19 protein-coding genes are annotated in these 21,267 nt (G+C 72.2%); 11 read left to right on the top strand and 8 right to left on the bottom strand.

Annotation, left to right across the window (positions count from 1 at the left end):
• Positions 1 to 366, top strand: a complete 366-nt coding sequence (locus tag AB0I28_RS36465; RefSeq protein ID WP_357500481.1) for a nuclear transport factor 2 family protein — start codon at positions 1 to 3, stop codon at positions 364 to 366.
• A gap of 78 nt (positions 367 to 444) precedes the next feature.
• Positions 445 to 3,105, top strand: a complete 2,661-nt coding sequence (locus tag AB0I28_RS36460) for an AAA family ATPase (protein ID WP_357500479.1) — start codon at positions 445 to 447, stop codon at positions 3,103 to 3,105.
• Here AB0I28_RS36460 and AB0I28_RS36455 read toward each other — a convergent pair.
• Positions 3,102 to 3,623 carry a GNAT family N-acetyltransferase gene (locus AB0I28_RS36455; RefSeq protein ID WP_357500477.1) on the bottom strand — a complete coding sequence of 174 codons (522 nt, stop codon included), beginning with the start codon at positions 3,621 to 3,623 and terminating at the stop codon, positions 3,102 to 3,104. The two genes, AB0I28_RS36460 and AB0I28_RS36455, sit on opposite strands and share 4 nt — an antisense overlap.
• A 112-nt stretch (positions 3,624 to 3,735) precedes the next feature.
• Here AB0I28_RS36455 and AB0I28_RS36450 point away from each other — a divergent pair, with 112 nt between their 5' ends.
• A complete protein-coding gene (locus AB0I28_RS36450) occupies positions 3,736 to 6,783 on the top strand; it encodes an AAA family ATPase (RefSeq protein WP_357500475.1) in 3,048 nt (1,015 codons plus the stop codon).
• Positions 6,784 to 6,799: 16 nt separating this feature from the next.
• Here AB0I28_RS36450 and AB0I28_RS36445 read toward each other — a convergent pair whose 3' ends face one another.
• The 5 genes from AB0I28_RS36445 to AB0I28_RS36425 all read right to left on the bottom strand — a co-directional run bounded on the left by AB0I28_RS36445 (position 6,800) and on the right by AB0I28_RS36425 (position 10,836).
• Entirely contained in the window at positions 6,800 to 7,504 is a 705-nt protein-coding gene (locus AB0I28_RS36445; protein ID WP_357500473.1) for a hypothetical protein, read from the bottom strand.
• 120 nt (positions 7,505 to 7,624) lie between these two features.
• Complete coding sequence (locus AB0I28_RS36440; protein WP_357500472.1) at positions 7,625 to 8,473, bottom strand: ABC transporter permease; 849 nt, start codon at positions 8,471 to 8,473, stop codon at positions 7,625 to 7,627.
• A complete protein-coding gene (locus AB0I28_RS36435; RefSeq protein WP_357500471.1) occupies positions 8,470 to 9,465 on the bottom strand; it encodes an ATP-binding cassette domain-containing protein in 996 nt (331 codons plus the stop codon). Before AB0I28_RS36435 ends, AB0I28_RS36440 begins: the two co-directional genes overlap by 4 nt.
• Before the next feature lie 11 nt (positions 9,466 to 9,476).
• Positions 9,477 to 10,052 (bottom strand): NAD(P)H-dependent oxidoreductase, encoded by a 576-nt coding sequence (locus AB0I28_RS36430; RefSeq protein ID WP_357500470.1) that lies wholly within the window; start codon positions 10,050 to 10,052, stop codon positions 9,477 to 9,479.
• Positions 10,053 to 10,119: 67 nt separating this feature from the next.
• On the bottom strand, positions 10,120 to 10,836 hold the full coding sequence (locus AB0I28_RS36425) for a TetR/AcrR family transcriptional regulator C-terminal domain-containing protein (protein WP_357500469.1): 717 nt from the start codon (positions 10,834 to 10,836) through the stop codon (positions 10,120 to 10,122).
• Between the two features lie 94 nt (positions 10,837 to 10,930).
• On the opposite strand from AB0I28_RS36425, the gene AB0I28_RS36420 reads away from it, so the two are divergent.
• On the top strand, positions 10,931 to 12,091 hold the full coding sequence (locus AB0I28_RS36420) for an FAD-dependent monooxygenase (protein WP_357500468.1): 1,161 nt from the start codon (positions 10,931 to 10,933) through the stop codon (positions 12,089 to 12,091).
• A gap of 106 nt (positions 12,092 to 12,197) precedes the next feature.
• The gene (locus AB0I28_RS36415; protein ID WP_357500466.1) at positions 12,198 to 13,238 is read left to right on the top strand and encodes an NAD(P)-dependent alcohol dehydrogenase; all 1,041 of its coding nucleotides are present in this window, start codon (positions 12,198 to 12,200) and stop codon (positions 13,236 to 13,238) included.
• A gap of 53 nt (positions 13,239 to 13,291) precedes the next feature.
• Here AB0I28_RS36415 and AB0I28_RS36410 read toward each other — a convergent pair whose 3' ends face one another.
• Positions 13,292 to 13,501, bottom strand: coding sequence for a heavy-metal-associated domain-containing protein (locus AB0I28_RS36410; RefSeq protein ID WP_357500465.1), 210 nt, complete (start codon positions 13,499 to 13,501; stop codon positions 13,292 to 13,294).
• A gap of 103 nt (positions 13,502 to 13,604) precedes the next feature.
• Here AB0I28_RS36410 and AB0I28_RS36405 point away from each other — a divergent pair, with 103 nt between their 5' ends.
• From AB0I28_RS36405 to AB0I28_RS36390, 4 genes are all read left to right on the top strand, one after another.
• A complete protein-coding gene (locus AB0I28_RS36405) occupies positions 13,605 to 14,261 on the top strand; it encodes a hypothetical protein (RefSeq protein WP_357500464.1) in 657 nt (218 codons plus the stop codon).
• Positions 14,262 to 14,270: 9 nt separating this feature from the next.
• Entirely contained in the window at positions 14,271 to 15,323 is a 1,053-nt protein-coding gene (locus AB0I28_RS36400) for an aminotransferase class V-fold PLP-dependent enzyme (RefSeq protein WP_357500463.1), read from the top strand.
• Positions 15,324 to 15,454: 131 nt separating this feature from the next.
• Entirely contained in the window at positions 15,455 to 15,961 is a 507-nt protein-coding gene (locus AB0I28_RS36395; protein ID WP_357500461.1) for a SigE family RNA polymerase sigma factor, read from the top strand.
• The gene (locus AB0I28_RS36390) at positions 15,958 to 16,959 is read left to right on the top strand and encodes a hypothetical protein (protein ID WP_357500460.1); all 1,002 of its coding nucleotides are present in this window, start codon (positions 15,958 to 15,960) and stop codon (positions 16,957 to 16,959) included. The genes AB0I28_RS36395 and AB0I28_RS36390 overlap by 4 nt, the downstream gene beginning before the upstream one ends.
• A gap of 130 nt (positions 16,960 to 17,089) precedes the next feature.
• Here the strand turns inward: AB0I28_RS36390 and AB0I28_RS36385 are convergent, their stop codons facing one another.
• Entirely contained in the window at positions 17,090 to 17,656 is a 567-nt protein-coding gene (locus tag AB0I28_RS36385) for a hypothetical protein (RefSeq protein WP_357500458.1), read from the bottom strand.
• Between the two features lie 625 nt (positions 17,657 to 18,281).
• Here AB0I28_RS36385 and AB0I28_RS36380 point away from each other — a divergent pair.
• Positions 18,282 to 19,157: a pyridoxal-phosphate dependent enzyme gene (locus AB0I28_RS36380; RefSeq protein ID WP_357500493.1), complete on the top strand. Its 876-nt coding sequence runs from the start codon at positions 18,282 to 18,284 to the stop codon at positions 19,155 to 19,157.
• Between the two features lie 122 nt (positions 19,158 to 19,279).
• Positions 19,280 to 21,265, top strand: coding sequence for an endo-1,3-alpha-glucanase family glycosylhydrolase (locus AB0I28_RS36375; RefSeq protein ID WP_357500456.1), 1,986 nt, complete (start codon positions 19,280 to 19,282; stop codon positions 21,263 to 21,265).
• Positions 21,266 to 21,267 lie beyond the last annotated feature (2 nt).

The following is a 21,267-nucleotide window of genomic DNA, read 5'->3' as shown; positions in this document are numbered from 1 at the left end:
ATGAACCGTTACGAGACCGTCGCCGCCCAGTACATCCAGACCTGGAACGAGACCGACGCCGGGGCCCGCCGCGCGCTGGTCGAGAAGTACTGGACCGCGGAGGCGACCTACACCGACCCGCTGGCCGAACTGGCCGGGGCGGACGCGATCAGCGCGGCCATCGGTGCGGTGCAGGGGCAGTTCGCCGGGCTGGTGTTCAGCCTGGGCGGTGTCGTCGACGGGCACCACGATCTGGTGCGCTTCACGTGGCACCTGGGTCCCGCCGGTGAGGAGCCGATCGTGGTCGGCTTCGACGTCGTCGAGCTCGACGGTGAGCGCATCAAAGCTGTGCACGGGTTCCTGGACAAGGTTCCCGCGGGCGCCTGAGCCGGTTCGGGCGCGGGAGTGGGCGGCGCGCGGCGCCGTCCCGTCCGCTCGTCAAGATCGGCCGAGTACCTTTCCCACATGCTTCACGGCCGTGCCACCGAACTCGCCGCCGTCTCCGGTCTGCTGGCCGAGGCGCGGGAAGGGCGCAGCGGTGTCCTCGTCCTGCGCGGTGAGCCGGGTATCGGGAAGACGGCTCTGGTCGAGCACGCGGTCGCCTCCGCACGGGCCGAGGGGCTGCCGGTCCTCCAGGGGCTGGGCGTGGAGTTCGAGGCGGAGCTGCCCTACGCGGGCTTGCACATGCTTCTCCACGACCGGCTCGGCGGTGTCGCGGAGTTGCCCGATCCGCAGCGGAGGGCTCTGGAGACGGCCTTCGGGCTGGCATCGGGCCCGGCGCCGGAGCCGATGCTGGTCGGGCTGGCGGTGCTGACACTGCTGAGCGAGCCGGCGACCGAGACGCCGCTGCTCCTGGCCGTCGATGACGCTCAATGGTGGGACCGGGATTCCGCGCACGCGTTGTTCTTCGCGGTGCGGCGGTTGCACGCCGAGGGGGTCGCGCTCGTCCTGGCCACTCGTGAGGAGGGGCCGGTGAGCGGTTTCGGGGAACTGCGGCTGGGCGGGCTCGACGCGCGTGCGGCGAGTGCGCTGGTCGACGAGCATTTCGCCGGGCTGGACGTGACGGTGCGGTACCGGGTCCTCGCCGAATCGCGCGGTAATCCGCTGGCGCTGCGGGAGCTGCCGTTGAGCATCGCCGCCGAGCCGGCCGGTGCCGGTTCGGGGTCGGTGCCGTTGACCGACCGTCTGCGGCAGGCGTTCCACGGCACGGCCTCGGGTCTGCCGCCGGCGACGCGGACGCTGCTGCTTCTGGCGGCGCTCGAACCGAGCGGTTCGCTGGCGGTGATCGCGAGCGCGGCGGCCGCACTGGGCGCCGGGACCGGCGACCTGCCGCCCGCCGAGCACGCGGGACTGGTGCGGGTCGAGGAGGGGCGGGTGGTGTTCCGTCACCCGCTGGTCGCCAGTGCCGTGCACGAGGGCGCCGCCCACGGGGAACGATTGGCCGCTCACCGGGCGCTGGCGGGGGTCCTCGACGCTCCCGGGCACGCCGACCGGCGGGCCTGGCATCTCGCGCAGGGCGCCACCGGGGCCGACGAGTCGGTCGCGCGTGCACTGGAGGAGACCGCCGATCGGGCACGGGCGCGCGGAGGGCAGTCGGCGGCGTGCGCGGCCTACACCGAGGCGGCACGCCTGTCGGCCGACGAGGGCGAACGCGGCCGGCGTCTGGTCCTCGCCGCGGAGTCGGCCGCCGAGGCCGGGTTTCGCGACCGGGCCGCCGAGCTCGCCGCCCGGGTCGGCGCGCCGATCGCGCCGGAGCTGCGGGGGCGCCTCGCCTACCTGCGGACGCTGCACGCGTTCTGGGCCGGCGACTACACGCTCGCGCACCGCCTCACCATCGACGAGGCCGAACACCACGAACCCGAGCACGCCGCCGAGCTGCTGGGGCAGGCCCTGCACTTCGCCTGGTACCTCGGTGAGGACGAGCTGGCCGACACCGCGAGCCGGCTGGCCGCCCTGCGGCTTCCCGCCGGGCGTCCGCGCGCCGAAGCGGTCGCGTTCATCGCCGGCGGGATCCTCGACGAGACTCCCCCGGTTCTGGCCGACGTGCCCGGCGCGACGCTGGGGGACCGGCTGATGATGTGCGGGATCGGCGTGGCCGTCGGGCAGGACGCCGCCGCCTACGAGCTGGCGACCCGGCTGGCCACCGAGATCCGCGCGCTCGGCGGGTGGGGCAGGCTGCCGACCGCGCTGTTCTTCGCCGCCGAGATCGAGGTCTTCCAGGGCCGCTACTCCGCCGCCCGCGAGACCGCGACCGAGGCGATGCGCCTGGCCGGTGACAGCGGGCAGCCCCAGTGGACCAGCCAGTTCAGTGCCGTGCTCGCCTACCTCGACGCCGTCGCCGGAGACGAGGAGGAGTGCCGCCGCCATGCCGCCGAGGCCATGGCCGACATCGCAGGCGGCGCCATGTCGCCCGGCGCGCCGTGGGCACGGGCCGCGCTCGCCCGCCTCGACCTGGGCGCCGGGCGGGTCACCGACGCGCTCGCCGGGCTGGAGCGGCTGACGAGGACCCCGACCCGGCATCACATCTGCACGCTGCGGGCGGTCCCCGACATGGTCGAGGCCGCCGTGCGGATCGGCAGCCCCGAGCGGGCCGTGGAGTCCTTCGGCTACTTCGCCGCCTGGGCGCGGCGCGTCGGACGGCCCTGGGCGCTGGCACTCACCGAGCGCTGCCGGGCGCTGCTGGCCGACGACGACACCGCCGAGAAGCACTTCACCGCCGCCGCCGGGCTCCACGAGCGGGAACGGCAGGAGACCGAGGCGGGGCGCACGGCGCTGCTCCACGGCGAGTGGCTGCGCCGGGCCCGCCGCAAGGCCGAGGCCCGCGACCGACTCCGACATGCCCTCGACGTGTTCGAGCGCGCCGGGATGCGGCCGTGGGCCGAGCGCGCCCGGGTCGAGCTGGAGGCGACCGGGCAGAGCGCGGGCGCCCGCGAGGAGCCCGGGCCGCTGTCGGCGCTGACCCCGCAGGAGGCGCGGATCGTGCGGCTGGCGGCCGCGGGGATGTCGAACAAGGACATCGCCGCGCGGCTGTTCCTCAGCCCTCGCACGGTCGGCTACCACCTGTACAAGGCCTACCCGAAGCTCGGCGTGCTCTCACGGGGAGAGCTCGCCGGCGTGGTGGGTTAGGCCTCCAGGTCGAGGCGCCAGTCGTTGACCTGGATCGGGTTGCCCTTGGGGTACTCGAAATCGGCCTCGCCGAGCAGGGTGAAACCGGCCTTGCGGCAGATCGCGTTCGACGCGGGGTGGTCGACCGACGGGTAGGCGTGCAGCCAGCGGTGTGAGCGCAGCTCGCGGGCCTTGTCGGCGAGCGCGACGGCGGCGAGGGTCGCCAGGCCGCGGCCCTGGTGGTCGGTCAGGATGGCCCAGCCGGTCTCGAAGACCGTCTCGCCGTTCCATTCCTTCTCCCAATAGCCGATCGTGCCCACTTCGGCGCCTTCGTACTCGATCACGAACATCATGCCGGTGGCCGGTTCGAGATCGAGGTAGCGCCGGTGGCGGTCGGCGAGCTTTTCCGGGGTTTCCGGTCCGCCGAGGTGGTCGGTCTGCTCGGGGGCGTTGTTGCGCTCCAGGATCCAGAAGTCGCCCTCGGCGTAGGGGCGCAGCTCCACCCGGCGCGATCCGCCGTCATGATCGTTCGTCGTCACGGTGAGACTGTCGCACGTGCCTGCGACATTTGTCAGACCCCTCGGGGATGCTTGAGGCTGGGGGACCACGTCCTTCGCCTTTCCCGCACCGCCGAGAGACAGCGAGCGCGACATGAGACCCGGTCTGTTCGGCCGAGACCATCCGGCCGCGCTCCTGCGCGCCGAGATCGGCCGGGTCCGCGAGGGAAACGGCGGGCTGGTGTTCGTCACCGGCGAGGCGGGGATCGGTAAGACGAGCCTGGTCACCGAGGCCGCCGAGTGGGCGCGCGGCGAGGGCGCGCTGGTGCTGAGCGGTTCGTGCTGGGACTCCCACAACGCGCCGGGCTACTGGCCGTGGACGCAGGTCATCAGGGCGCTCCACCGGCACGCGCCGCCGCAGCGGTCCGGCGGTGAGGTCTCCGGGGAGCTGTCGGCGCTGCTGTCCGAGGGCGAGGAGGCCGACGGCTTCCGCCTGTACGACGCGGTGACCCGCGCGCTGGTTTCGGCGGCGCAGACCCGGCCCCTGGTGGTGATCCTCGACGACCTGCACTGGGCGGACGCCGCCTCGCTGCGGCTGCTGGAGTTCGCCGCGCAGCACTCGCGGTTCGAGCCGCTGCTGCTGATCGGCACCTACCGCGACGTGGAGGTCGAGGTCGACCCGCATCCGCTGCGGGAGCTGATGCTGCCGCTGCTCGGGCGGGCCACGACGGTGGCCCTGAACGGCCTCGACGCCGGTGCCGTCGGGGCGCTCATGGCGCGCACGGCAGGTGAGCAGGCCACGCCGGAGCTGGTCGCCGAGGTGCACGCGCGGACCGGCGGGAACCCCTTCTTCGTCGAGCAGACGGCCCGCCTGTGGCGCAGCGGGCAGCCCGCCTCGGCGATCGCGCCGGGAGTCAGCGACGCGGTGCGGCGCCGGCTGGCGCAGTTGCCGCCGCCGGTGGCGCGGCTGCTGTCGGACGCCTCGGTGCTCGGTCGTCGCTTCCACCGCCAGATCCTGGCGGCCGTGGTGCACCAGCCGGTCGCGCAGGTGGACCGGATGCTCGATCAAGCCGTGACCGCGCGGCTGGTCACCTCGCACGGCGGCGGGCGTTTCTCCTTCGCCCACGACCTGGTCCGCGAGACGCTCTACGAGTCGGTCGCCGACGCGCCCGAGCGGCACGCCGCCGTCGTGCGTGCCCTCGACCGCTCCCCCGCGCTGGCCGAGCGGATGCTCCCGGCCGACCTCGCCGGACACGCGCACCTCGCCGACGGCGCCCTCGACGCCGGGCGGGCCGTCGCGCTGCTGCGGGCCGCCGCCCGCGACGCCGGTGACCGCTTCTCCTTCGAGGAGGCGAGCACGCACCTGCGCAGGGCACTGGATCGCATCGGTCCCGAACCGAGCCGCGAGCGGGTCCGGGTGCAGCTCGACCTGGGCGGCGAACTGCATCACTGCGGTGAGCGCGAGGCCGCCTGGGCGATGTTCGAGGCCGCGGCCGCCGGCGTGCGGGCCCTGGGCGACCCGGAGCTGACGGCCCGGGTCGCGTTGACGGTGCACCGGCAGGGCGGGCCGGGCGAGCACGCCGCGTTCAAGGAGGAGTTGCTCGCCGAGGCGCACCGGGCGGTCATGCGCGGCGCGGTCGGGGTGCCCGGCGGTGAGCGCGAGATCGACCTCATGGCGCGCGAGCTGGCGGTGCGCGTGTCGGTGCTGGCCCGCCGCGACGGTGACGACGACGCGCTGGGGTTCGGCCTGTGGGCCCGCCACGACGTGATCTGGGGGCCGGGGACGGCGCGGGAGCGGGAGGCGCTGACCCGCGAGATGATCGAGGTGGGGCGGCGCTCGGCGGACTCCGACATGCGGGAGTACGCCACGGCGCTGTTGTGGGTCGCGCAGCTGGAGCAGGGGGACCCCGCGTACGCCGCGACCGTCGAGAGGCTGGCGTCGATCACTCAGCCGGGGTCGCGCATGGGGATCGGCGTCATGATCGACCGGTCCATCATCGCCGCCTTCCAGGGCCGCTTCGCCGAGGCGGAGGAGCTGATCGCGCGCTTCACGGAGAAGCAGAAGCACGGCGATCACCAGCACTGGGCCTTCATGGGCGAGCACATCTCGTGGTCGCGGCTCCAGGCGCAGGGGCGTTTCGACGAGGCCGCGGCGCTGGTGGAGGAGATGGCCGCGAACGGTCAGCATCCGCACGTGGATCTGACCGACGCGATCACCTCGGCCGGGTCGGGGAAGGTCAAGGCGGTCGGTGAGGACTATCCCCGGATGTTCGAGGGCCTGGCGCTGCGTGCGCGGGCCGAGACGGCGGCGCTGAGCGGTGATCCGCTCGCGTGCGGGCGGGTGCGGGAGAGCCTTGAGCCGCTGCGGGGGCAGTGGCTGGTGTCGCTGTACGGGTGCGACATCAGCGGACCGGTGAGCCTGTGGCTCGGGCGTCTGGCGGCGGCCGTCGGGGACTTCGCGACGGCGCGGGCCGACTACGCCGAGGCGCTGCGGTCGGCGGAGTCGATGGCGTCGCGGGTGTGGGCGCTGGAGGCGAAGGCCGCGATGGCGCGACTCGACGGCGACCCCCGGCTGGCCGCCGAGGTCCGGGCCGAGGCGGCCGAACTGGGCATGGCGCACCTGGCCTCGGGCGCGGCCGTGGTATCCGCCGAGCCCGAGGCGGTGTTTCGGCGCGAGGGCGACGTGTGGTCGCTGACCTGGGGCGGGTCGACGGTGCTGATGCCCGACGCCAAAGGTCTCCAGGACCTGCACACGCTGCTCGGGGCGCCCGGGGCCGACATTCCCGCGGTGCGGCTGCTGGACCCGTCGGGAGGCGACGTGGTCGTCGCCGCTCGCGGTCTCGGCGGCGACGCGGTACTCGACGAGGAGGCGAGGAGCCGCTACAAGCGCCGCCTCGGGGAGCTCGACGAACTGATCGACCGTGCCGTCGCGCTGGGCGACGACTCCCGCGCGGCGGCCCTCGACCTTGAGCGTTCGGCGCTGATCGACGAACTGCGCACGGCCACCGGTCTCGGCGGCCGCCCGCGTCGCCTGGGCGACGAGGCCGAGCGTGCGCGCAAGACCGTGACCGCGCGGATCCGCGACACGCTGCGCAAGCTCGACGAGCGGCATCCGGCGCTGGCGGAGCACCTGCGCGCGGCGGTGTCGACGGGCGCGACGTGCCGTTACGGGCCGGCGGAGGGCGTGCGCTGGGGGTTGTGAGGGCGGGGCGTGGGGTTCACAGGCGTGGGAGGTTTGCGGCGGCGTACTCGTCGGCGACGGTGAAGAGAGCGGCGCAGCGTGGGCACTCGGCCCGGCCGTGGAGATGGGCGATGCCTTCGGCGAGGGCGGCCTGGCCGTCGCGGGCGGCGGTGTCGTACATCCACCGTCCGGTCCCGGTGAGTTCGGCGGGGAACGCGGGGCGCAGGGGGCGGCGGTCGACATCGCCGTGGTCCCAGTCCCGGATAGCCGAGTAGCGGCCGTAATCGCCGATGGCGATCATGACCTTGACCGCGCAGTGGGGGCAGTCGACGGGGTAGAAGTCGTCGCTGAAGTCACCGAGGGCGGCGCTCCAGTGGTACTGGCCGGCGACTGCGAGCAGATCGATGAAGCTGTCGAGGTAGTCGGCCGGGCGCGTGCGCAGGTGCCGGTCGAGCTGCCCACCGAAGTCGGCGATGGCGGCGGCGGTACCGGCGAGGAGGGCGTCGCAGCGGTGGTGCCCGGCCGAGCACCGCACGATGAGCCCGGCAAGGCGGCGCGCTCGCCGATCGCTCACCGCGAGTGGCACCAGCCTCGGCAGTGCGGCGAAGCCGGCCGGCGGCACGAGATCGTGTTCGAGGCAGAGGCGGTACTCGAGTTCGCGCCACGCCTCGGGGTCGTCGGCGCGCTCGACCCGCTCCAGGAACTCCGGGACGCGGCCGATCTCGCCAAGGGCATCGCGCATCCGCGCCAACTCCACCACCCGGGCAGTCAAGCGCACCCCCGCCCGTCGATGCCGGTGGCCCGTCCGTCGGACGGGCCACCGGGCTTTGCTCGCGTCAGCTCACTGCTTACTGCTCGTTCTTCACTTCCGGTTGTACAGCCGCATCGTCAGGGCGCCGAAGACCAGCAGGATCACGCCGCCCGACACCAGGGTCCAGGTGATCTCGTAGGCGTCGGGGGTGCCGTACATGAGGCCGCGGACGGCGGCGACGAGGTGAGCGATCGGGTTGACCTCGACGAATCCCTGGAGCCAGCCCGGCATGGTCGCCGGCTGGACGAAGACGTTGCTCAGGAAGGTCATGGGGAACAGCACCATCATGCTCACGCCCATGACCGACTTCTCCGAGCGCAGGAACAGGCCGAACATGGTCCAGATCCAGGAGAACGCGAAGGAGAACGCGACCAGCAGCCCGACACCGGCCAGCACGCCGAGCACGCCTCCGGCGGGACGGAAACCGAGGATCAGTCCGAGCAGCAGAATCGTTGCAGAGGCCATCGTGTAACGAAAGACGTCGCCGAGGATCGCGCCGACCAGCGCCGCCGGGCGCCAGATCGGCAGGGTCCGGAAACGGTCGAAGACGCCCTTCTCGATGTCGGTGTTCACCCCCACCCCGGTGTACATGGTGATCATCACGACGCTCATGACCATGATCCCGGGCAGCAGGTACTGCAAGTAGTCGGTGGTGTTCCCGGCCAGCGCACCGCCGAACAGGTAGGTGAACATCAGCGTCATCATGATCGGGAAGGCGGTCACGTCGAACAGCTGCTCGGGGACGTGCTTGATCTTCAGCATCGCGCGCCAGCCGAAGGTCATCGACGCCGACAGCGCGCTCGGCCGTTTCGGCTGCTCGTCGGCCGACAGGACCGCGCTGAGCGCGGAGGCGGCGGGTGTGTAGACGGTGGGCTGCGTGGTGGTCGACTGCGTGGTCATGCCACGGCCTCCTTCTCGGCGTCGTCGGTGGCGGGGTGGTCGGTCAGGGCCAGGAAGACCTCGTCCAGGCTGGGCTGGCCGAGGGAGAACTCGTCGACGGTGATACCCGCGCGGGCCAGCGCCGACAGCGCCTGGGACGCCTGCTCGGCGGTGCCGCCGCCGTCGGCGTCGACGCGTGCGGTGAGGGCGACCGGGTCGGCGTCGAGGTTGACGCCGAGGGCGAGGGTCGTCGACAGGATCCGCTCGGCCTCGCCGCGCTGGGCGGCGTCGCGGAGACGGACGTGCACCGAGCCCGCACCGACGGAGGACTTCAACTCACCGGGAGTGCCCTCGGCGATGACCTTGCCGTGGTCGATGACGGCGATGCGGGCGGCGAGGTTGTCGGCCTCGTCGAGGTACTGGGTGGTCAGCAGGACCGTGGTGCCCTGGGCGACGATGATCCGGATGATGTCCCACACCTGGTTGCGGCTGCGGGGGTCGAGGCCGGTGGTCGGCTCGTCGAGGAAGAGCACGTCGGGTGTCTTGAGGATGCTGGCGGCGATGTCGATGCGCCTGCGCATCCCGCCCGAGTACTTCTTGACCTGTCGGCCGGCGGCCTCGGTGAGCCCGAAGGCGTCGAGGAGCTGCTCGGCCCGCCGACGCGCGGCGGCCTTGCGGTGGCCGATGAGCCGGCCGAGGAGCACGAGGTTCTCCAGGCCCGTGAGGTCCTCGTCGACCGACGCGTACTGGCCGGTCAGGCTCACTCTCGAACGGACGGCGTCGGCTTCCTTGAGCACGTCGTGGCCGAAGACGCGGGCCGTGCCGCCGTCGGGACGCAGCAGGGTGGCCAAAATCCGCACCGCGGTGGTCTTGCCGGCGCCGTTGGGGCCGAGAACGCCGTAGACGGTTCCGGCGGGGACGGCCAGGTCGACGCCGTCCACGGCTCGTGTCTTTCCGAAGGTCTTGACCAGGCCCTGCGTCTCGATGGCGAGGCCGGTGCCGTTCTGTTTCACGGTCTTTCCTTTCAGCAGGTGTAGGGACGCGCGGCGCGGCCCTCTCGGAGGGTGCGGCCCCACCAGGCGAGCTGCCCGAGCATGCGGCCGGCCGACTGCTCGGCCTCAGGGCTGGAGTGGGGGCCGGCGGTGTCGAGAAGGTCGAGGTGGACGCCGTCGCGAACGGTGACGGTGTGGAGTTCGGCGTAGACGGTGCGAAGGTGCTCGACGGCGTAGAGGCCCCGGTCGCGGTAACCGTAGGACACGAATCCGACAGGTTTGGCGTGCCACTCGTCGTAGCCGTAGTCGACGGCCTGTTTGAGGGAGGCCGGGAAGCTGCGGTTGTACTCGGGCGTGACGACGGCGTAGGCGTCGGCGCCCTCGACGGCGGCGGTGAAGCGCGCCATCTCGGGCGTCGCCTCGCCGGGCAGGCGGGCGGGGAAGTCGAAGAGCGCGAGGTCGAGGACGTCGACGGTGAAATGCCCGTGCGCCTTCGCCAGGGCCGTGAACCAGCCGGCGACGTCCTCGCCGGCCCTGCCCTCGCGGGTGCTGCCGACGATGACGGCCAGCCGCAGCGGTCCGTCGTGGGTGGCCTGCCTGCCCGTCATCGAAGTCTCCCGTCTCGATCCTCACCCTGTAGGCGCCAGACGGGGGCCGATTTCCGCCAGACGAGATCTAGCGGCGCCGCGAGATGAGCTCGGCGACCCCGTCGAGGATCCGGTCGAGGCCGAAGGCGAGGGCCTGGTCGGGCACGGACTCGGCCGAGGCGGTGGTCAGCGCCGGGTAGCGCTCGCGATGCTCGTCGAGGAGGACGGCGAGGGCCCGCTCGAACTCGGCCTCACCGCCCTCGCGTCTGGTCCCCTCGGCGGTGACGAGCTGCTGGGCGGTGTTGCGGACGTGCCCGGCGACGGTGAAGACGGTGTCGAGGCGTTCGCCGCCGGTCAGGGCGGTGCCGTCGAGGGCGGCGACGGCGTGGTCGGTCCAGGCGAGCTCGTTCGGGCCCAGCGGCCGCCGCCCGACCAGGGCGGCCAGCAGCCAGGGGTGGCGGTCGAGGACGCGCCGGAACTCCTCGGCCCAGGCGGTCAGCCGCGGCCGCCATGCCTCCCCGGGCGGCTCGGGGGCGGGCGGCTGCGGGGCCGGCCCGAAGGCGTGGTCGACCATGAGCGCGACGAGTTCGGCCTTGCCGGGGACGTGCCGGTACAGCGACATCTTCGTGAAGGAGAGACGCTCGGCGACGACCTGCATGGTCAGGGCGGGCAGGCCGATCTCGTCGGCGACGGCGATCGCCGCGGCCGTGATGGCCTCGGTGCTCAAGGCGGCCTTCGGGCCGCGCTTGGGGGGCGGCTTGAGGCCCCACAGCAGCGCCAGCGCGTCGGCGAAGTCCTCGGCCATCGATCTCTCCCTCGTGATTTGCCATCGCGACCAAACTGTGTCTATCATACACTGTGTCCGTGAGACACAGTTATCGAACGAATGGAGAAGCATCGTGAGGATCCTCATCTCCGGCGCCAGCGTCGCCGGGCCTTCCCTCGCCTACTGGCTCGCGCGGCGAGGCTTCTCGCCCACCGTCGTCGAGATCGCGCCCGGCCTGCGGGGCGGCGGATACGCCGTCGACTTCCGCAGCGAGGCGCACCTGGCGATCCTGGCGCGCATGGGCGTCCTCGACGACCTGCGCGCCGTCGAGACCGGCGGCTCGCCGATGCGCTTCGTGGACACCGCGGGCGCCGAGCGGTTCGCACTGCCGCCGGAGTTCACCGGGGGCGAGCTGGAGGTCCTGCGCTCGGATCTCGCCCGCGTGCTCCACGAGAGGACCCGCGCCGACTGCGAGTACGTCTTCGGGGACACGATCACCTCCCTTACCGAGACCGAGGAGGGCGTCGAGGTCGCCTTCGCCGCCTCGGCACCGCGCACCTTCGACCTGGTGATCGGCGCCGACGGCCTGCACTCCAACGTCCGCCGCCTGGCCTTCGGGCCGGAGTCGGAGCACGTCACCCACCTCGGCTACCACCTGGCCCGCTGGACCGTGCCCGGCGCCGAACCCGTCGGCCGCGTCTCGGTCGCCTACAACGAGCCCGGCCGCATGATCAGCGTCAGCGACGGCGAGAGAGGCGTCGACGCCTTCGCGGTCTTCGCCTCCGGCATCCTCGCCTACGACCGCCGCGACCTCGCCGCGCAGAAGAGACTCGTCGCCGATGCGCTCGACGGCATGGGCTGGCGCGCCGCCGAACTCGTCGCCGCCCTCGACGGGGCCGATGAGCTGTACTGCGACTCCATCAGCCGCGCCGACGTCCCGGCCTGGTCGCGGGGGCGGATCGCGCTGGCCGGCGATGCCGCGCACGGCGCCACGGTCGGCGGCATGGGCACCGGCTCGGCAGTCGTGGGCGCCTACGTGCTGGCCGGAGAGCTCGCGGCGGCGGGCGGCGACCACCGGACGGCCTTCACCGCCTACGAGAAGGAGCTGCGGGACTTCGCCACCCTCTGCCAGGAGGGCGGCGAGAACGCCGGGGCCTTCCTGGCGCCGGCCACGGCCGAGCGGCTCGCCGAGCGCGACGCGATGATGCGGTCCCCCGAGTTCGCGGCGATGATGCTGGAGGCGGGCCTCGAACGCGCCGGGGGCATCGATCTCAAGGACTACGGGCCGTGCTGAGTCGCGGCGAACCTCACCTCAGGCCGTACCTCCCTGCCCGCCGCGCCGAAGGGCGGCGCAAGATGTGAGCCGTCAACACCCCCCAGCCCGAAAGGCCTCCGAGCGCATGACCACCACCGTCAATGCCTACGCGGCCCCCGCCGCCGGGGCGCCCCTCGCACCGACCACCGTCCCCCGGCGCGCGGTCGGCCCGAACGACGTCCTCATCGAGATCCGCTACTCCGGCATCTGCCACTCCGACATCCACCAGGCCCGCGACGAGTGGCGCCCGGGGAACTTCCCGATGGTGCCCGGGCACGAGATCGTCGGCGTCGTCTCCGCCGCCGGCGAGGCGGTCACCCGGCACAAGGTCGGCGACCGGGTCGGCGTCGGCTGCTTCGTCGACTCCTGCCGCAAGTGCGAGGCGTGCCTGGCGGGCCTGGAGCAGTACTGCCGCAACGGCACGGCGACCTACAACGACACCGGCGCCGACGGCACCCCCGCCTACGGCGGGTACAGCACCCACATCGTCGTCGACGCGGACTACGTCCTGGCGGTGCCGGAGAGCATCGACTACGCCGGTGCCGCGCCGCTGCTGTGCGCGGGCATCACGCTCTACTCGCCGCTGCGTCACTGGGGCGCCGGGCCGGGCAAGCGCGTCGCCATCGTCGGGATGGGCGGCCTCGGCCACGTCGGTGTGAAGCTGGCGCACGCCATGGGCGCCGAGGTGACCGTGCTCAGCCAGACGCTGAGCAAGAAGGACGACGGCCTGCGCCTGGGCGCCGACGACTTCCACGCCACGAGCGACCCGCAGACCTTCCGCGAGCTCGCCGGGCGCTTCGACCTGATCGTCAACACCGTCTCGGCCGATCTCGACCTCGACGCCTACCTGCGGCTGCTGCGCATCGACGGCACGATGGTCAACCTCGGCCTGCCGTCGGAGGCGAGCTCGGTGCGCCTGTCCTCGCTGATCGGGGGGCGCAAGAGCCTGGCCGGTTCGATGATCGGGGGGATCGCCGAGACGCAGGAGATGCTGGACTTCTGCGCCGAGCACCAGATCGCCGCCGAGGTCGAGCTGATCTCCGCCGACCGGATCAACGAGGCCTACGAGCGGGTGCTGTCCAGTGACGTGCGCTACCGCTTCGTGATCGACGCGACGAGCTTCTAGGTCGCTCACTCGGACACCGCGCCGGGGCGCCGGAGGGCGCCCCGGCCGTGGTGTCAGACGCGGCCGGCGAGTTCGTAGCCCGCCTCGTCGACGGCGGCGCGGACGGCGTCGTCGGCGAGGGTCTCGCCGGTGACGATCACGTGCCCGGTTGGCAGGTCGACGCGGACCTCGGTGACGCCGGGGATGGCGGCGACCTCTTCGGTGACGGCCTTCTCGCAGTGCCCGCAGGTCATGCCGGTGACCTTGTAGGTGACGGTTTCCATGGCGGATCCTCTCGTGGCGGTGCTCGCCCGCCCACTCTACCCCTAGGGGGTATCGGGGGCAAAAGCGGTGGCGGCCGGCCCGTCAAGGCGTCATGATCCGCCGGTGATCACCGAAGCAGCGGCGAACAACGCCTCCTGGTGCGCCTCCATGTGCCGAGCCCACGACCTCGATACCTCCGGCGACGGCCGGGTGTGGCGCAGCCCCGCGCGTACTCCCCTTTACTACCCCGACGCGGTGACGCTGGTCCCCGGGTTGGAGGCCGCCGAGGTCCTCGACGGGATCGACTCCTCGCCGGGCTGCTCGGTGAAGGACTCCTTCGCCGACCTCGACCTCTCGGCGCACGGCTTCGAGGTGCTCTTCGAGGCCGAGTGGATCGGGCGGTCCTCGGCCGCGCCCCTGCCGGCCGGCGACGCGCTGGAGTGGCGCCGCGCGGGTGAGCTCGCCGAGTGGGAGGCGGCCTGGTCGGGCGGCGAGGCCACCGGACTGTTCACGCCGAGGCTCCTCGACGACCCTTCGGTCCTCATCCTCGAAGGACGCGACGACGACGGGATCAAGGCCGGGGCCGTGCTCAACCGCGGTGGCGGAGCGGTCGGCGTGTCCAACGTCTTCGGCGACGGCCTCGCCGGCGCCACCCGCGCGTCCGCCGACCTGCTGGGTGCCACCGCGCTCGTCGGCTACGAGTCCGGCGATGACCTCGACGCCGCCCTCCGGGTGGGATTCCGGTCACTGGGACCGCTGCGGGTGTGGCTGCGGGCCTAACGTCTCACCATGAGCCAGAGGATCGCCGACGTTCGCGGCCTTTTCGCACCCGAGACCACCTACCTCGCCACCGCCTCCTACGGTCTGCCGCCCGCTGCGGCGACCGAGGCGATCGCCGCCCACGAGGCCGATCGCCGCGCCGGGCGCGTCGACATGTACGCGATCGACGACCTGATCGTGCGGGCCCGCACGGCCTACGCCTCGATCATCGGCGTCGATCCCGGCCGGGTCGCGCACGGCCCCTCGGCCTCGCACTTCGTGGGGCTGATCGCCGCCGCGCTGCCCGATGACAGCGTCGTGCTGACCGCGGAGGAGGACTTCACCTCGCTGCTGTTCCCGTTCCTGGTCGCCCGGATGAGGGGCGTGACGGTCCGCTCGGTGCCGCTGGAGCGCCTCGCGGAGTCGGTGACCGACGACGTCGACCTCGTCGCCGTGTCGGCCGTGCAGTCCGCCGACGGCCGCCTCGCGCCTTTCGCGGCCCTCGCGCAGGCGCGAGACGAGCACGGTGTGCGGGTCCTCTACGACGGCAGCCAGGCCGCCGGGTGGCTGCCGCTGCCCGCCGACGGCTACGACTACCTCGTGGTCGCCGGGTACAAGTGGCTGATGGGCCCGCGCGGCACGTCCTTCCTGAGCGGGACGCCCGAGGCGCTGGCGCCGATCGCGCCGCTGGCGGCGAACTGGTACGCGGGCGGCGACATCTGGGACTCGATCTACGGGCCGCCGCTGCGCCTGGCCGGCGACGCGCGCCGCTTCGACCTCTCACCGGCGTGGGCGCCGTGGATCGGGCACGCCCCCGCCCTCGAACTGCTCGCCGGGCTCGACCGGGACGAGGTGCACGACCACAACGTGGGCCTGGCCAACCGCTTCCGCGAAGAACTCGGACTGCCCGCCGGTGAGTCCGCCATCACCTCGGTGCCGTTGAGCGACCAGCAGGTCAAGGCCCTCGCCGAGGCCCGCATCACCGCCTCCCCGCGCGCGGGCAAGACGCGCTTCGCCTTCCACCTCTACACCACCGAGTCCGATGTGGACTTCGCACTGAAGGTCATCGCCGCCTCGGCCTAGAGCGTGTCCTAGTGGTCTTGTGGGTGCGAGTCCGCCGCAGCCCCGCAGTGATCACCCGGACACGGCCTAAACGAAAACGATCCCCCATCGCGTGCAAGTGGTGTCCGACAGTCCGTACCTCCGGGGGCGCCATGAACTCCTTCGACGACTACGTCCGCGCACGCGGCGGCGCGCTCCTGCGCTTCGCCTACCTCCTGAGCGGAGACGCGCACCTCGCCGAGGACATCGTCCAGGAGGCGCTGGCCCGCTGCCACCGCCCATGGGAGCGGATCAGCGCCAACGGCGACCCCGAGGCGTACGTGCGCAAAGCGGTGCTGCGGCAGTTCCTCTCGTGGCGCCGCCGCCTCAGCTTCGGTGAGCGCGCGACGGCCGACATGACCGTCCACGCGCCCAGCGCGGCCGACGGCAGCCAGGCCTTGGCCGAGCGGGACACGCTGTGGCGGCTGCTCGCGGGCCTGTCCCGCAAGCAGCGGGCGGTGCTGGTGCTGCGCTTCTACGAGGACCTCGCCTACGCCCAGATCGCCGACCTGCTGGGGATCCGGGAGTCGACCGTGCGCGTCCACGCTCACAAGGGACTGTCGGAGCTGCGGGTCTCCCCGCAGCTGGAGCGACCCCGCGACAGGGAGATCACACGATGAGAACCGAACACGACGAGGGCGCCCTGCGCGCCGAACTCGGCCTGCACGCCGCCGACGCCCCTGAACCGCACGGACTGCTCACCGCCGTCCACGACCGGAGCCGACGGCGTGTGCGCCGGCAGATCGCGCTCACCGGAGGCCTCACGGCGATCATCGTCGCCGGGACCGTGCTCGCCGTCCAGGGCGGGACGGGCCCGGGTGGGGAGATGCCGGGCGCCGCGGGTTCGCCCTCGGCGTCGGAGTCGACCGCCCCCGATGACTCGGCGCCGGCGGTGGATCCCGTCGCGAGCTACGCCTTCCCCTACCGGCCGACCTGGGAGCCGGGGGACTTCAACTCCGGCTACGGGGCGCGGATCAACGAGAGCCTGCAACGACTGGGCTACCTCGACGAACCCGGCCGCGAGAACAAGGCCGGTCCCGGCCTGGTCCTCGACCTCTACGACGGGAAACCGCCGAACTGGCCGGCCAAGGGCGACGAGGTGGCGGTCCGCGGGACGACCGGCACCTACCGGCCGGCCGGGGACGCGCTGTCCGAGGACGTCCTCGCCTGGGAGGAGGACGGGAACTTCCTCATGCTGCGGACACGGCAGATCACCCGGGCCGACATGATCACCTATGCCGAGGGCCTCGTCGAGGACGAGGGACCGGGCTACCTGGGCGTCCGCTGCGGACTGGCGACCTACCAGTCCGAACCGGGCACCGTGTACCAGGGCAGCACCCTGTACGAGTCCGACGTGTACTACCTCTGGACCACGATCGAGGAGAAGGACTACGCGCCCGAGACGGACGGCTCCGCGCCGGTCACCGTCGACCTCGGCGACCGCGACGGCGTCCTCCTCACCGAGAAGGGCGGCGGCGAACGGATCCTGCTCGTCGAGCTCGACCCGGCTCGTGTGATCGCCGTGCACTCGCATCCCGACTACTTCCTCACCGACGACCAGCTCGTCTACGAGGCGCTGACCACCGTGCTGGCCCTGCGTCCCTGCCGGCCCCGTTAGCGTCCGCGCGAACCGGTCCCCGCGACCAAGACCGAGGCCGTCGTCCACTGTGGACGACGGCCTCGGCGGCGCGGTGTTCGGCTCGCCCGTCCCGGCGACCTCGCGGCGACCATCGGGACGGGACGAACGGTCAACCCACGCCCTCGCCGACACCTTCGCCGGCGCGATTGCGGGCGTACAACTCGCGCGCGACCTGGAGGCACGCCCGTCCGCGCGGCCCCTTCACGTCGAACGCGGCCCAGCCGACCTGCGCCCCGCCACGATGGAAGCGGGCGCATCCCCGGTCGGACTCGATCTCGTCGATCTCGGCCCAGGCCAGTTCGCGATCCTTGCGCCGCAGGCCCTCGGCGGTGATCTCCAGTCCCCGTTCGCTTCGCACGGCGACGACGCCACCATCGGCCATCGTCGCGCGGTGCTCGTCGAGCTGAAGACCGAACACGCGCTCGCGGGCCTCTTCGGCGAAGTCCCCGATCCGCGTCCCGCACAGGAAGATGCGCGTGCCGTCGCGCAGTTCGATGCAGACCGCGTGCTCGTACTCGACGCCGCCGTCGATCGTGGGCACCGGGGCACTGCGCGCCTCGATGTCGTCCACGGCGGTCCAGCGCGCCCACTCGACCGCACCGGACGGGTAGGTCTTGGCGCAGCCGTTTTCGTAGATGGTGAGCCACTTGGCTCCTTCGAGCGGAAGCGTGCGCAACGGTGCGCCCAATCCGCGTGGTCCCGGGCGCGTGGCCTCCCACCCGCGCCGCCGGTACGCCCCGTAAACGAGTACGGCGACCGCGACCGCCGTCGCGGCGACAGCGGCTATCCCGTATCCGACCATCGTGCGACCCCTCCTCTTCTCACTGTTCGGCGATGACAAGCTCCATCGCCGGCAGGCAAGCCCTGCCGTGTGCCGGAGTGGGCGTGAACCACCCCCGGACGTCCCCGCCGCCGGTGACCACCCCGATCCGTTCGTCCACAGAGGATGAACCGGTCACGCTCGACCACGGCGGACGCGTCCCACCCCAAGGCTCCCGCACCTGGCCTGCCCCCGCAACGTCGATCCACATCAGAGGGCGCGAAACCGGTAGAGGAACCGGGATTTCGTTCGTGGGGGCCGAACAGCCGGGTCGACGACCCGGGAATGCCCGTCACGTCCGTGTCCATTCTCCCTCCATAGTCGACAATCGCGCCAAGTCGGATGATCGCGGCCGGATCGGACGATGCGCACCCGGCCCCCGGTCTCTGATTCGACGGACCGCCAGGCGAATGTCACGCGGTGACCGCCGGTCGCGTCCCACGACCGCGCGCGGGCACCGACCGGCGACAATCACCCCGTGATGCCCGAGCCCCTCCTGCCGTCTCCGCTGACCGAGCTGCGCGATCCGCGACTGTCGGCGAAGGGAACGCGCCTGTGGCTCAAGCGCGACGACCTGGTGCACCCGTTCCTGCCGGGCAACAAGTGGCGCAAGCTGCGACTGAACCTCGACGAGGCGCTGGCGGCCGGCCACCGCGCGCTGCTGACATTCGGCGGCGCCTACTCCAACCATCTGCGCGCGGTCGCGGCCGCCGGCCGGCTGCACCGGCTGCGCACGATCGGCGTGGTCCGCGGCGAGGAGCGGCTGCCGCTCAACCCGTCGCTGTCCTACGCCGTCGGGCAAGGCATGACCCTCGACTATCTCGACCGGGCCGCCTACCGCCGCAAGCGCACGCCGCCTGTCCTCGACGCGCTGCGCGAGCGCTGGGGCGAGGTCTTCGTCATCCCCGAGGGCGGCGCGAACGCCGCCGGGGTCCGCGGGTGCGCCGAGGTCACCGCCGAACTCGACGTCCAGCTCCCGGGCGGCTACGACCACGTCGTCACCGCCGTCGGGACCGGCGCGACGCTGGCCGGGCTCGCCCACGGGCTCACCGCGGGGCGGTCGGCCGTCGGCGTGTGCGTTCTCAAAGGCGCCCAGGACCTGATCGCCGACGTCGAAAGGCTCCAGGTGGAGGCCTTCGGCCGCGCCTGCGGCGACTGGACGCTCGACCACCGCTTCCACCACGGCGGCTTCGCCAGATCCACACCTCAGCTGCGGGAGTTCGTCGCCGGCTTCGCCGAGCGCCACGGCGTCGAACTCGAACCGGTCTACGTCGCCAAGGCCCTCCACGCCATCCTCGAAGGCGGCCTCGGCGCGGGACGCCGGCTGGTGTTCCTGGTGACCGGTCCGCCCATGTGATCGGCCCCGGCGCGAGCCGAAAGGGCGCGACTCCCCCGCAGGACCGCACATCGGGGAGTGTCTACGATTCGGCGGTCCGGTAGATCTTGCGCGATCAATCCCCTCCCCCAAAAGGACATCGCATGCGTTCTTTTCCCTGGAAGCTGCCTTTAGCGGCACTGGTGGTCGTCGGCCTCGCCGGCGGTGTCGGCGTCGCGGTGGCCGAGGACGGCCGGACCGCGGCCGATGACGCCGCACCGACGGTCGTCGAGCTTCCCGTCACCGCCGACACCTATGCCAGCCAGGCCAGTCCCACCAAGGTCCACGACGCCTACACGTGGCTCTCGGTGTGCGCGGCGACCTGCGACGGCGCGGCCTCGTCGGAGCGCCGCTCCTTCCTCACCTTCGACGTCCCGGCGCTGCCCGCGAACGCCCAGAACGTCGAGATGATCCTCTCCGTGCGCCCCGCGCGTACCAGCGACACCACCGTCGAGGTCCGCGACGTCGCCGACTCCTGGTCGGCCGCCGAGCTCAGCTGGAACGACCAGCCGGCGACCGGCGCGGTCATCGGCTCCGTCAAGGGACTGACCGCGGGCGCCACCACCAGCGTCGACGTGTCGGCGGCCTACCACGGCACCGGCGCGCACTCCTTCGCGCTGACCTCGCCCGCGGGCGCCCAGGGGGTCCTGAACTCCTCGGCCGACACCGCCGGGGTCCCGCCGAAGCTGACGGTCGCCTACACCCTCGGGACGGTCGCGGCCGGTCCGCTGCCCTTCGACCTGCCACCGCGCGAGGTCCTGGAGGCCAGCGGCAAGAAGGTGTTCGCGCACTACTTCACGCAGTTTCGGATCTCGATCGAGAACAAGCCCGCCGAGACCGACTACTACACCCGCAACTACCTCACCCCCGACGGCGAGGGCGGCATCCACTCCGCCTACGGCGGTTTCCTGCGCGACCGGCCGCTCCCCCGCGACCCGGTCGCCGGGGACTGGCAACTCGCCGACATGGTCACCGAGGTCACCCGCGCCAAGGAGGCCGGGCTGGACGGGTTCACCCTGAACCTGCTCAACGTCAGCGAGTCCAACTACCACTGGCAGGCCGCGCTGCGGCTCATGCGGGCCGCGCCGATGGTCGACCCGGACTTCAAGATCGTGATCATGCCCGACATGACGGTGTCCACCCTCAAGGACATCGACGCCGCCGGTCTGGCCGCGGTGGTCATGAAGCTCGCCGCGCTCGACTCGGAGTACCGACTCGGCGACGGCCGCCTGGTCGTCTCGCCCTTCAAGGCCGAGAACAAGACGCCGGAGTTCTGGGCGCAGTTCAACGCCCTGATGAAGTCGAACCACGGCGAGACGGTCGCGCTGGTGCCCTTCGTGCTCAACTTCAACGCCAGCTTCGAGAAGTACAAGTCGGTCAGCTACGGCTTCTCCGAGATGGAGTACGGCGCCCCGGCGCTCCAGGACTCACTGCCGGCCAAGATCGCCACCACGCACAACGCGGGCGTGAAGTTCATGGCCAGCCTCTCCCCGCAGGACAGCCGCCCCAAGGAGGGCAACTACTACGAGGCGGAGAACAGCGAGAACCTTCGCCGCGGCTGGACGAAGGCCATCGAGGGCGGTGCCGACTGGATCCAGCTGATGACCTGGAACGACTACTCCGAGAACCACCACTTCTCGCCGTCGGTCCGCAACGGCGGCGTGTGGCTCGACCTCTCCTCGTACTACCTGACGCGCTTCAAGACCGGCGCCTACCCGGCGATCGTGCGCGACACCGTCTACGTCGTCCACCGCAACCAGCCCTTCGGGGCCGGACCGGCGCCGACGAGCACGCAGACGAAGCTCCAGAAGATCCGCGCCAACGGCGGAACACCGAAGGACAACGTGGAGTTCCTGACCTTCCTGACCACCACGGCGACGGTGAACGCGACCGTCGGCGGGTCGGCGAAGACCTACTCGGCGCCGGCGGGCGTGAAGTCGACCCTCTATCCGCTCGCGCTCGGGTTCAACGGGGCTACGATCGTCCGCAATGGACAGACGACGGCCTCGGTGAACTCGGCCTGGGAGGTCAAGGGGACCTACGTCTCGCAGGACATGCTCTACAGCGCCGCGAGCAGCGGCCGCAAGTAAGC

Origin of the sequence: Phytomonospora sp. NPDC050363, assembly GCF_040655735.1 — a bacterium.
Taxonomy (GTDB): domain Bacteria; phylum Actinomycetota; class Actinomycetes; order Mycobacteriales; family Micromonosporaceae; genus Phytomonospora.
The sequence above is the reverse complement of the archived record's forward strand: the minus strand, read 5'-3'. Positions and strand labels throughout refer to the sequence as shown.

Bases quoted from the DNA above. Each gene is read 5' to 3' on its own strand.
- AB0I28_RS36465 (WP_357500481.1), top strand. From the start codon at position 1: ATGAACCGTTACGAGACCGTCGCCGCCCAGTACATCCAGACCTGGAAC.
- AB0I28_RS36460 (WP_357500479.1), top strand. From the start codon at position 445: ATGCTTCACGGCCGTGCCACCGAACTCGCCGCCGTCTCCGGTCTGCTG.
- AB0I28_RS36450 (WP_357500475.1), top strand. From the start codon at position 3,736: ATGAGACCCGGTCTGTTCGGCCGAGACCATCCGGCCGCGCTCCTGCGC.
- AB0I28_RS36445 (WP_357500473.1), bottom strand. From the start codon at position 7,504: ATGCGCGATGCCCTTGGCGAGATCGGCCGCGTCCCGGAGTTCCTGGAG.
- AB0I28_RS36440 (WP_357500472.1), bottom strand. From the start codon at position 8,473: ATGACCACGCAGTCGACCACCACGCAGCCCACCGTCTACACACCCGCC.
- AB0I28_RS36430 (WP_357500470.1), bottom strand. From the start codon at position 10,052: ATGACGGGCAGGCAGGCCACCCACGACGGACCGCTGCGGCTGGCCGTC.
- AB0I28_RS36425 (WP_357500469.1), bottom strand. From the start codon at position 10,836: ATGGCCGAGGACTTCGCCGACGCGCTGGCGCTGCTGTGGGGCCTCAAG.
- AB0I28_RS36415 (WP_357500466.1), top strand. From the start codon at position 12,198: ATGACCACCACCGTCAATGCCTACGCGGCCCCCGCCGCCGGGGCGCCC.
- AB0I28_RS36410 (WP_357500465.1), bottom strand. From the start codon at position 13,501: ATGGAAACCGTCACCTACAAGGTCACCGGCATGACCTGCGGGCACTGC.
- AB0I28_RS36400 (WP_357500463.1), top strand. From the start codon at position 14,271: ATGAGCCAGAGGATCGCCGACGTTCGCGGCCTTTTCGCACCCGAGACC.
- AB0I28_RS36395 (WP_357500461.1), top strand. From the start codon at position 15,455: ATGAACTCCTTCGACGACTACGTCCGCGCACGCGGCGGCGCGCTCCTG.
- AB0I28_RS36390 (WP_357500460.1), top strand. From the start codon at position 15,958: ATGAGAACCGAACACGACGAGGGCGCCCTGCGCGCCGAACTCGGCCTG.
- AB0I28_RS36380 (WP_357500493.1), top strand. From the start codon at position 18,282: ATGCCCGAGCCCCTCCTGCCGTCTCCGCTGACCGAGCTGCGCGATCCG.
- AB0I28_RS36375 (WP_357500456.1), top strand. From the start codon at position 19,280: ATGCGTTCTTTTCCCTGGAAGCTGCCTTTAGCGGCACTGGTGGTCGTC.